Genomic DNA, 9,986 nt, shown 5'->3' with positions numbered 1-9,986 from the left:
GCCGTCTTTCCATTCCACGCTTTTGCGGATGTCCAGGGTCGGCACATCCACTTCGATACCCAGCTGTGAACCCTGGCTGTGGTGCACAGTTTGCTGGAACTGCTCGGCCACATGGATCAAGGCTTTGGATGGGATGCAGCCAATATTCAGGCAAGTGCCGCCCAGCGCCTGGCCTTCCACCAGGATGGTCGGGATGCCCAACTGGCCGGCGCGGATGGCCGCCACATAACCGCCGGGGCCGCCGCCGATAATCAGCAACGTGGTGTTCAATATCTGAGTCATGCCCTTACTCCAGGAACAAGCTGGCGGGTTGTTCGAGCAGGCCGCGAATGGCCTGGATGAATTGCGCCGCGTCCATGCCATCGACCACGCGGTGATCGAAGGAACTGGAGAGGTTCATCATCTTGCGTACCACGATCTGGCCCTTGATCACCATCGGCCGCTCCACGATACGGTTGACGCCGACAATCGCCACTTCCGGCAGGTTCAGCACCGGCGTGCTGACGATGCCGCCCAAGGCGCCGAGGCTGGTCAAGGTAATCGTCGAGCCCGACAGTTCATCGCGGCTGGCCTTGCCATTGCGGGCTGCGTTGGCCAAACGCGCGATTTCTTCGGCATTGCCCCACAGGCTGCGGGCTTCGGCATGGCGTACCACCGGCACCATCAGGCCGACATCGCTCTGGGTGGCAACGCCTACATGCACAGCGCCGAGGCGGGTGATGACCTGGGCTTCGTCGTCGTAACGTGCGTTGATCTGCGGGAAGTCACGCAGTGCCACCACCATGGCGCGCACGATGAACGGCAGCAGGGTCAGCTTGCCGCGAGTGGCGCCGTGTTTCTCATTGAGGTGCACACGCAATTCGTCGAGGGCGGTGACGTCGATTTCTTCCACGTAGCTGAAATGCGCGGCGCGCCGGGTGGCGTCCTGCATGCGCTGGGCGATCTTGCGGCGCATGCCGATCACCGGGATCTGTTCTTCGTCGTTGCGTTCGGCGTAGGGGTTGGCCGCTGTCGAAGGCTTGGCCGCGCCTTGGTGCAGGTAGGCGTCGAGGTCCTCGTGCAAGATACGCCCGGCCGGGCCGGAGCCCTGGACCAGTCGCAGCTGAATACCGGCATCCAGTGCATGTTTGCGCACGGCCGGGGAAGCCAGCGGGCGCTCGCCTGCGTCGCGGGCAACGGGTGCTGCTGCAGGTTTGGCGAGCGGTTTGACGTCGGTCGCTGGAGCCGGCTTGGCTTCAACGACCGGAGCTGGTGCTGCTTTTACAGGCTCCGCCACTGCCGGCGCGTCCTTGGCGTTGCCGGCGCCTTCCACTTCAATACTGATCAAAATACTGCCCACGGCCATGACCTCACCCGGCTCACCGCCGAGGGAAATCACCTTGCCGTGCACCGGCGAGGGAATATCCACCATCGCCTTGTCGGTCATTACATCTGCCAGCACCTGGTCTTCTACCACCAGGTCGCCGACTTTCACATGCCACACCGACAGTTCAACTTCCGCGATGCCTTCGCCGATGTCCGGCATCTTGATAACGTGCGTGCCCATTCAGACCTCCATAACCCGTTTCAATGCCGCGCCCACTCGGGACGGCCCTGGGAAATACGCCCACTCTTGCGCGTGCGGGTAGGGAGTGTCCCAACCCGTGACGCGTTCGATGGGCGCTTCCAGGTGGTGGAAGCAATGTTCTTGCACCAGCGATACCAACTCGGCACCAAAACCGCAGGTACGGGTGGCTTCATGCACCACCACGCAACGGCCGGTCTTTTTCACCGACTTGACGATGGTTTCCAGGTCCAGCGGCCACAGGCTGCGCAGGTCGATGACCTCGGCGTCGATGCCGGTTTCCTCGGCGGCGACTTGGGACACGTAAACCGTGGTGCCGTAGGTCAGCACCGTCACGGCCGAACCTGGACGCACGATGGCGGCCACGTCCAGTGGCACGGTGTAGTAGCCGTCCGGCACTTGGGCTTGCGGGTGTTTCGACCACGGTGTAACCGGGCGGTCGTGATGCCCATCGAACGGGCCGTTGTAGAGGCGCTTGGGCTCCAGGAAGATCACCGGGTCATCGTTTTCGATGGAGGCGATCAGCAGGCCCTTGGCGTCATACGGGTTCGACGGCATCACCGTGCGCAGGCCGCAGACCTGGGTGAACACCGCTTCGATACTCTGGCTGTGGGTCTGGCCGCCGTAGATGCCACCGCCGCAGGGCATGCGCATGGTCAGTGGTGCGGTGAACTGGCCGGCCGAGCGATAACGCAGGCGGGCGGCTTCGGAGATGATCTGGTCAGTGGCAGGGTAGACGTAGTCGGCGAACTGGATCTCGGCGACTGGACGCAGGCCGTAGGCACCCATGCCCACCGCCACGCCAATAATGCCGCTCTCGGAGATCGGTGCATCAAACACGCGGGAGCTGCCGTATTTGGTCTGCAAGCCTTCGGTGCAACGGAACACACCGCCGAAGTAACCGACGTCCTGGCCGAACACCACCACGTTGTCGTCACGTTCGAGCATCACATCCATGGCCGAGCGCAGGGCCTGGATCATGGTCATGGTGGTGGTGGTCATGGCAGTTTCCAATTCGATGCTGTTGTTGTGATCGTTCATGTCAGATCCCCAACTCTTGACGCTGGCGCTTCAAGTGCTCCGGCATCTCTTTGTAGACGTCTTCGAACATGGTCGCGGCGCTTGGAATCTGGCCGCCGGCGAGGGTGCCGTACTGTTCGGCTTGTTTTTGCGCGGCGATGACTTCGACTTCAAGTTCGGCACTGACCGCCGCGTGCTCCTCTTCGGACCACTGGCCAATCTGGATCAGGTGCTGCTTGAGGCGGGCAATCGGGTCGCCCAGGGGGAAGTGGCTCCAGTCATCGGCTGGGCGGTACTTCGACGGATCATCGGAGGTCGAGTGCGGGCCGGCGCGGTAGGTGACCCATTCGATCAGGGTTGGCCCCAGGTTGCGACGCGCCCGTTCGGCGGCCCAGGCGGAGGCGGCGTACACCGCGATAAAGTCGTTGCCGTCCACGCGCAGGGAGGCGATGCCGCAACCGACGCCGCGTCCGGCGAAGGTGGTGGCTTCACCACCGGCAATGGCTTGGAAAGTGGAGATGGCCCATTGGTTGTTGACCACGTTGAGGATCACCGGGGCGCGGTACACGTGAGCGAAGGTGAGGGCGGTGTGGAAGTCGGATTCGGCGGTGGCGCCGTCACCGATCCAGGCTGAGGCGATCTTGGTATCGCCCTTGATCGCCGAGGCCATGCCCCAGCCCACGCCTTGTACGAATTGGGTCGCGAGGTTACCGGAGATGGTGAAGAACCCGGCGTCTTTTACCGAATACATGATCGGCAACTGACGGCCTTTGAGCGGATCACGCTCGTTGGACAGCAGTTGGCAGATCAGGTCCACCAGCGGCACTTCGCGGGCCATCAGGATGCTTTGCTGGCGGTAGGTGGGGAAGCACATGTCGTCGATGTTCAAGGCCAGGGCCTGGGCGCTGCCGATGGCTTCTTCGCCAAGGCTTTGCATATAGAACGACATTTTTTTCTGACGCTGGGCGACCACCATGCGGTTGTCGAAGATCCGCGTCTTGAGCATGGCGCGCATGCCTTTACGCATGATCTCTACCGAGACACCTTCGGCCCATGGACCCAGGGCCTGGCCCTGGTCGTCGAGCACACGGATCAGGCCCTTGGCCAGGTCGGCGGTGTCGGCGGGTTCTACGTCGATGGCGGGTTTGCGCACCAGGCCCGCGTCGTTCAGGCGCAGGTAGGTAAAGTCGGTCTTGCAGCCTGGGCGGCCCGAGGGTTCGGGAACGTGCAGGCGCAGCGGTTCGTACTGCTGGGTCATGGCTTTCTACGCTCTATCTTGTGAATTTCTTGTAGTGGGCGCGCTAGCTGACAGTCAGTCTCCGGGTAGGAGAAATCTTGTCCTACAACAATCATAGGCGTGGCGTAGAAGAATATTTATCTCTGTTTCATTGCGCCTGAGATCATTTGCGGATAAAAAAACTGCATAAACATAAAAAACAGGTGATTTTGTCTCATGCGCAAACTGGACCGTACCGATATCGGCATTCTCAACGCCTTGCAGGAGAACGCCCGCATCACCAACGCCGACCTGGCGCGTTCGGTGAACCTGTCGCCCACGCCGTGTTTCAACCGGGTGAAGGCGATGGAGGAATTGGGCCTGATTCGTGACCAGGTCACGTTGTTGGACGCCGACCTACTGGGGCTGCACGTCAACGTGTTCATCCATGTGAGCCTGGAAAAGCAGAACGAGTTGGCCTTGCAGCAATTCGAAGGGGCGATTTCGGACCGACCGGAAGTGATGGAGTGTTACCTGATGGCCGGTGACCCGGACTACCTGATCAGGGTGCTGGTGCCGACGATTCAGTCGCTGGAGCGCTTCATGATGGATTTTCTGACCAAGGTACCGGGTGTGGCGAACATCCGGTCGAGCTTTGCGCTGAAGCAAGTGCGCTACAAAACCGCATTGCCGCTACCGGCCAACGGCATCAACCTGGGCACTTGATTCAACACCCTCCAAATGTGGGAGCTGGCTTGCCTGCTCCCACAGGGTTCAGCATTTCAGAGTTGGTTGAGAGGGATCTTCAGGTAAACCACGCCATTGTCCTCCGGCGGCGGCATATTCCCCGCTCGCACATTCACCTGGATTGCCGGCAACAATAGCGTCGGCATTCCCAGGCCAGCGTCACGTTTGGTGCGCATCTCCACGAACGCCGTCTCATCCACGCCGTCATGCACATGAATATTCGCCGTCCGTTGCTCCGCCACGGTCGTCAGGCATTTCGCCTCGCGTCCTTCAGGCGGGTAGTCATGGCACACGTACAGTTCGGTTTCCAACGGAAAGGCCAGCAGCTTGCGCATCGACGCATACAGCTGCCGCGCATCGCCACCGGGGAAGTCGCAACGGGCCGTGCCGACATCCGGCATGAACAGCGTGTCGCCCACCAGAATCAAGCGATCGTCGATCAAGTACGCCATATCTGCCGGGGTATGCCCGGGTACATGCAACGCCTGGGCCTTCAAGTTGCCGATATGAAAGATCTCATCCGGCGCGAACAGGTGATCGAACTGCGAGCCGTCCACGCGAAATTCCGGCTCCAGGTTGAACAGGTTCTTGAATACACCCTGCACCTTGCTGATGGATTGGCCAATGGCGATCTTGCCGCCCAAGGTGCGCCGCAAGTAGGGCGCAGCGGACAGGTGATCGGCGTGCGCGTGGGTTTCAAGCAACCACTGCACCTGCAAGTCGTGCTCACGCACAAACCCGATCACCTTGTCGGCCTGGGTGGTATCGGTACGCCCGGAAGCCGGGTCGTAGTTGAGTACCGAGTCGACGATGGCGCACGGGCCGCCGTCGGTTTCATAGATGACGTAGGTGTAGGTCGACGATGCCTCGTCCAGAAAGGCTTGAATCAACGCTGGCATGGCGGCTGTCCCCAGTGGCGAAAAAAGTGGTTACAATCAGTTTACGTTTACACATAATGTTTTGAGCTTAAGTGACACAAAGGACCCGAAGCAAATGGAATCTACTCTAAGTGAAGGCGAAGTCGCCCAGTTGCGGGCCTCGGCGTCCAAGGCGTGTTCCTTGCTCAAGGCCCTGGCCAACGAGGACCGTTTGTTGATCCTGTGCCAGTTGACCCAGGGCGAGCGCAACGTCGGCGAACTGGAAACCATGACCGGCGTACGCCAGCCCACCTTGTCGCAACAGTTGGGCATCCTGCGTGACGAAGGGCTGGTCGCTACTCGTCGGGAAGGCAAATACATTTTCTACGGCCTGGCCAGCCACGAAGTGATTCAAGTGATGAAGACCTTGTCCGGCTTGTACTGCGGCGCGGTCATGAAAAGCTGGGCGTGACGCCGTACGGCAACGACCCTTGTGTGCATTGACCATAAGAAAGGCGATTGACCATGAATGACCAACACTGGGGACCGACCATCAGTGGCGATATCGTAGTCATCGGCGGCGGCTCGGCAGGCATTGGCCTGCTGGCCAGTCTGCTCAAGCGCGACCCGCAGTTGAATATCACCCTGATCGAACCGAGCGAATACCACTGTTACCAACCGGCCTGGACACTGGTCGGCGGCGGTGCCTACGACGTGAAAAAGACCCGTCGCCGTTTAGCCGATGTGCTGCCCAATGGCGTCACCTGGGTACAGGCCTGCGTCACTGAATTACTGCCCGATGAGCAGACCCTGGTACTCGACAACGGCCAGCGTGTGACCTGGAACAACCTGATCGTCTGTCCCGGCCTGCGCCTGGCCTGGGAGAAAATCGACGGCCTGCAAGACACTCTCGGCCACAACGGTGTCACGTCCAACTACAGCTACGAACACGCCACTTACACGTGGCAATTGGTGCAGCAACTCAAGGACGGCAAGGCGATCTTCACCCAGCCGGCCATGCCGATCAAATGTGCCGGCGCGCCGCAAAAGGCCATGTACCTGTCCTGTGATCACTGGCTCAAGCAAGGCCATCTGAAAAACATCGACGTCGAATTCAACCTGGCCGGTGCCGCGTTGTTTGGCGTGGCGACCTTTGTGCCGCCGCTGATGAAATACATCGAGAAGTACCAGGCGCGGCTGGCGTTCAATTCCAACCTGATCAAGGTCGACGGCCCGGCGCGCAAAGCCTGGTTCGAAGTGAAGGACGCCGAGGGCAACGTCAAGGTCGAAGAAAAATCCTTTGATGTGCTGCACGTAGTCCCACCGCAAGTTTCCCCAGGCTTTATCCACCAAAGCGCGCTGGCCGATGCAGCCGGTTGGTGCGAGGTCAATCCCCAAAGCCTGCAACACGTGCGTTACCCGCATGTCTTCGGCCTGGGCGACGTGTGCTCCACCACCAACGCCAAGACCGCTGCGGCCGTGCGCAAGCAGATCGTGGTGGTCGCCGAAAACCTGCTGGCCCTGCGCAAACAGGTGCCGCTGCCGCTCAAGTACGACGGCTATGGTTCCTGCCCGCTGACGGTAGAGAAAGGCAAGGTGGTGCTGGCCGAGTTCGGCTACGGCGGCAAGCTGCTGCCGACCTTTCCCCTCGACCCGACCCAGGCGCGGCGTTCGATGTGGTTCCTCAAGGCGACGTTGCTGCCGTGGTTCTACTGGAACGGCATGCTCAAAGGTCGTGAGTGGCTGACCCGCCTGAGCAAGGTGGACTGAATGCTGCTGGCGAGTGTGTTGGGTGTGTTGATGGGCCTGGTCATGGGCCTTACCGGCGCCGGTGGCGGCATCCTTGGGGTGCCGGCGTTGGTGCTGGGGCTGGGCTTGAGCATGACTCAGGCGGCGCCGGTATCGTTGTTCGCCGTGGGCGCGGCGGCGGCGGTGGGTGCGATCGATGGTCTGCGCCATGGACTGGTGCGTTATCGCGCCGCACTGTTGATCGCCTTGCTCGGTGCGTTGTTCTCACCCTTGGGCGTGTTCTTTGCCCATCAGTTACCGGAAAACCTGCTGATGGGCCTGTTCAGTGCACTGATGGTGCTGGTGGCCTGGCGCATGTTGCAGCGCGAAAAGGTCGAGCCCGGGCCCAGCGACCATGGCGCCGCGTCCTGGGGCCAGAAGAACTGCATGCTCAATCAACAGACCGGGCGCCTGGCCTGGACCGCCAAATGCAGCGCCACCCTGGCTGCGCTGGGAGCCGTGACCGGCGCCGTGTCAGGCCTGCTTGGCGTGGGCGGCGGCTTTCTGATCGTGCCGGCGTTCAAGCAACTGACCGATGTGCAGATGCGCGGCATCGTCGCTACCTCGTTGATGGTGATCAGCCTGATCTCGCTGATTGGTGTAGCGGGGGCGATGCATGCCGGTGTCAGCATCGAACCCATGGGCTGGGTGTTTATCGGTGCGAGCATCGTCGGCATGCTGGTAGGGCGCCGCTTGTGTTCGGTGATTCGCGCGCGAACGCTTCAGGTCGGTTTTGCCACGCTGTGCGTGTTGGTCGCAGTCGGCATGTTGTTCAAGGCCATCCTTTGAGGGCTTGATACCCGTCAACACCACCTGCGGCAGTTTGCGCCATGCTCTGCGCCTGATTTGAAGGCTGATGGAGCCCGCCATGAACGCCCCTGCAACAACCGCTGCTGCATTCAAGTTGCCCCTGGGCCTGGTATTCGCTGTGCTGGTGATGGTCGGGGTGTTGCTGCTACCGCTGCCCGCCGACTTGCCGGCAGCTGGGCACCGAATGCTGGCGATCCTCGCCTTCGCCGTGGTGGTGTGGATCACTGAAGCGGTGTCGTATGAAGCCAGCGCGATCATGATCACCTCGCTGATGGCCTTTCTGCTCGGCACCGCGCCGTCGCTGCAAGATCCCACCCACCTGATCGGTACCAGCCCGGCCATCAGCATGGCACTGACCGGGTTTTCCAACCCGGCACTGGCACTGGTGGCGGGAGCGCTGTTTATCGCGGCGGCGATGACCCACACCGGACTGGACCGGCGCATCGCCCTGGTCACCCTCAGCCGGGTCGGCACCAGCACCCGGCGCATTCTGCTTGGCGCGATTGCCGTGACGATCCTGCTCAGCCTGGTAGTGCCCAGCGCCACCGCACGCAGTGCCTGTGTGGTGCCGATCATGATGGGCGTGATCGCGGCGTTTGGCGTCGACAAACGCTCCAACATCGCGGCCGGCATCATGATTGTGGTCGCCCAGGGTACCAGCATCTGGAACGTCGGCATCCAGACCGCCGCTGCGCAGAACCTGCTGACGGTTGGCTTCATGGACAAGATGCTCGGCCAGCGCGTGTCGTGGATCGACTGGCTGATTGCCGGCGCGCCGTGGGCGCTGATCATGTCGGCGGTGCTGTTGTTCCTGGTGCTCAAATTGTTGCCGCCGGAAACCGACAGTATTCCGGGCGGCAAGGAAGCAGTGGAGCAATCGCTGGCGGACATCGGCCCCATGACCGGGCCGCAAAAGCGCCTGCTGGCGGTCTCGGTAGCGTTGCTGTTGGCCTGGGCCACGGAAGGGCGCTTGCACAGTTTCGACACTACCTCCACTACTTACGCGGGGTTGGTGTTCCTGCTGTTGCCGGGGCTCGGCGTGATGACCTGGAAGGATGTGCAGTCGCGTATTCCGTGGGGCACGGTGATTGTCTTCGGCGTGGGCATCAGCCTGGGCACGGCGCTGCTGACTACCCAGGCCGGGCAATGGCTGGGGTCGCAGGTGGTGGCGCACACTGGGTTGGATCAGGTTGGGCCATTGGGTGTGTTTGCGATTCTTGGGGCGTTCCTGATTTTGATCCACTTGGGGTTTGCCAGCGCCACGGCGTTGACCTCGGCTTTGCTGCCGATCCTGATTGCGGTGTTGCAGACGTTGCCTGGGGAGTTCAGTCGATTGGGGATGACGATGTTGCTGGGGTTTGTGATGAGCTACGGGTTTATCCTGCCGATCAATGCGCCGCAGAACATGGTGTGTTTGGGGACGGGGACGTTTACGGCGCGGCAGTTTGCCAAGGTGGGGGTTTTGGTGACGGTGGTGGGGTATGGGTTGATGTTGGTGTTTGCTGCCACTTACTGGCACTGGTTGGGGTGGGTGTGATGGCGTTTTGTTGTGCTGTGCTGTGCTGTGTTGTGTACATATCCATTGCTGCGGTAACGGCTGCTATTGGTTCCGCTCTTACAGCGGGTCACTTTTGGAAAGGCCCAAAAGTAACCAAAAGGCCTTCGCCCCAACACTCGGCACCTCGCCCAGGCTCGGTGTGCCCTCACTCCGGCTTTGGAGCGTGGGCCGCCGCAATGGGCCATCCCTGGCCCAGTGCGGCTAACCCGGCGTCCTGCCGGGTTACCCACGCTCCAAAGCCTGCGTTCGGCCAGCGTGTTTGACGGGGCGATTCCAGATCAAAAGCCAAAGCGCGGCGGCCTTAAAGCCGACCGGATTGCATGTGCCGTACGCCATCAAATGTGGGAGCTGGCTTGCCTGCGATAGCGATCTACCAGCCACTTCACCCGTCACTGACACACCCCCATCGCAAACAGCCCACCCAAC

10 protein-coding genes are annotated in these 9,986 nt (G+C 61.3%); 5 read left to right on the top strand and 5 right to left on the bottom strand.

Features of this window, described 5'->3' with window-relative positions; translation table 11 throughout:
- The 4 genes from ACRESD_RS20935 to ACRESD_RS20920 all read right to left on the bottom strand — a co-directional run.
- A partial coding sequence (locus ACRESD_RS20935) for an FAD-dependent oxidoreductase (protein ID WP_431752647.1) occupies window positions 1-282 on the bottom strand: 282 nt, incomplete at its 3' end.
- Window positions 283-286: 4 nt separating this feature from the next.
- Window positions 287-1,546, bottom strand: coding sequence for a dihydrolipoamide acetyltransferase family protein (locus tag ACRESD_RS20930; protein WP_431752646.1), 1,260 nt, complete (start codon window positions 1,544-1,546; stop codon window positions 287-289).
- Window positions 1,547-2,605, bottom strand: coding sequence for an alpha-ketoacid dehydrogenase subunit beta (locus ACRESD_RS20925; RefSeq protein ID WP_065903963.1), 1,059 nt, complete (start codon window positions 2,603-2,605; stop codon window positions 1,547-1,549).
- Between the two features lies 1 nt (window position 2,606).
- Window positions 2,607-3,842 carry a 3-methyl-2-oxobutanoate dehydrogenase (2-methylpropanoyl-transferring) subunit alpha gene (locus tag ACRESD_RS20920; protein ID WP_431752645.1) on the bottom strand — a complete coding sequence of 412 codons (1,236 nt, stop codon included), beginning with the start codon at window positions 3,840-3,842 and terminating at the stop codon, window positions 2,607-2,609.
- Between the two features lie 195 nt (window positions 3,843-4,037).
- On the opposite strand from ACRESD_RS20920, the gene bkdR reads away from it, so the two are divergent.
- A complete protein-coding gene (gene bkdR / locus ACRESD_RS20915) occupies window positions 4,038-4,526 on the top strand; it encodes a Bkd operon transcriptional regulator BkdR (protein WP_078743488.1) in 489 nt (162 codons plus the stop codon).
- A gap of 56 nt (window positions 4,527-4,582) precedes the next feature.
- Here bkdR and ACRESD_RS20910 read toward each other — a convergent pair whose 3' ends face one another.
- Complete coding sequence (locus tag ACRESD_RS20910; RefSeq protein ID WP_431752644.1) at window positions 4,583-5,446, bottom strand: MBL fold metallo-hydrolase; 864 nt, start codon at window positions 5,444-5,446, stop codon at window positions 4,583-4,585.
- 94 nt (window positions 5,447-5,540) lie between these two features.
- Here ACRESD_RS20910 and ACRESD_RS20905 point away from each other — a divergent pair, with 94 nt between their 5' ends.
- The 4 genes from ACRESD_RS20905 to ACRESD_RS20890 all read left to right on the top strand — a co-directional run bounded on the left by ACRESD_RS20905 (window position 5,541) and on the right by ACRESD_RS20890 (window position 9,539).
- Entirely contained in the window at window positions 5,541-5,876 is a 336-nt protein-coding gene (locus ACRESD_RS20905) for an ArsR/SmtB family transcription factor (RefSeq protein WP_053256978.1), read from the top strand.
- Between the two features lie 53 nt (window positions 5,877-5,929).
- A complete protein-coding gene (locus tag ACRESD_RS20900; RefSeq protein ID WP_431752643.1) occupies window positions 5,930-7,174 on the top strand; it encodes an FAD-dependent oxidoreductase in 1,245 nt (414 codons plus the stop codon).
- Window positions 7,175-7,981: a sulfite exporter TauE/SafE family protein gene (locus tag ACRESD_RS20895; RefSeq protein WP_431752642.1), complete on the top strand. Its 807-nt coding sequence runs from the start codon at window positions 7,175-7,177 to the stop codon at window positions 7,979-7,981.
- 79 nt (window positions 7,982-8,060) lie between these two features.
- On the top strand, window positions 8,061-9,539 hold the full coding sequence (locus tag ACRESD_RS20890; RefSeq protein WP_431752641.1) for a DASS family sodium-coupled anion symporter: 1,479 nt from the start codon (window positions 8,061-8,063) through the stop codon (window positions 9,537-9,539).
- The last annotated feature ends 447 nt before the right edge of the window (window positions 9,540-9,986 follow it).

Source organism: Pseudomonas sp. (genome assembly GCF_050739995.1).
In the GTDB taxonomy this organism is placed as follows: Bacteria; Pseudomonadota; Gammaproteobacteria; order Pseudomonadales; family Pseudomonadaceae; genus Aquipseudomonas.
Note: the sequence above shows the minus strand (reverse complement) of the source record. Positions and strands in the feature narration are given on the sequence as shown.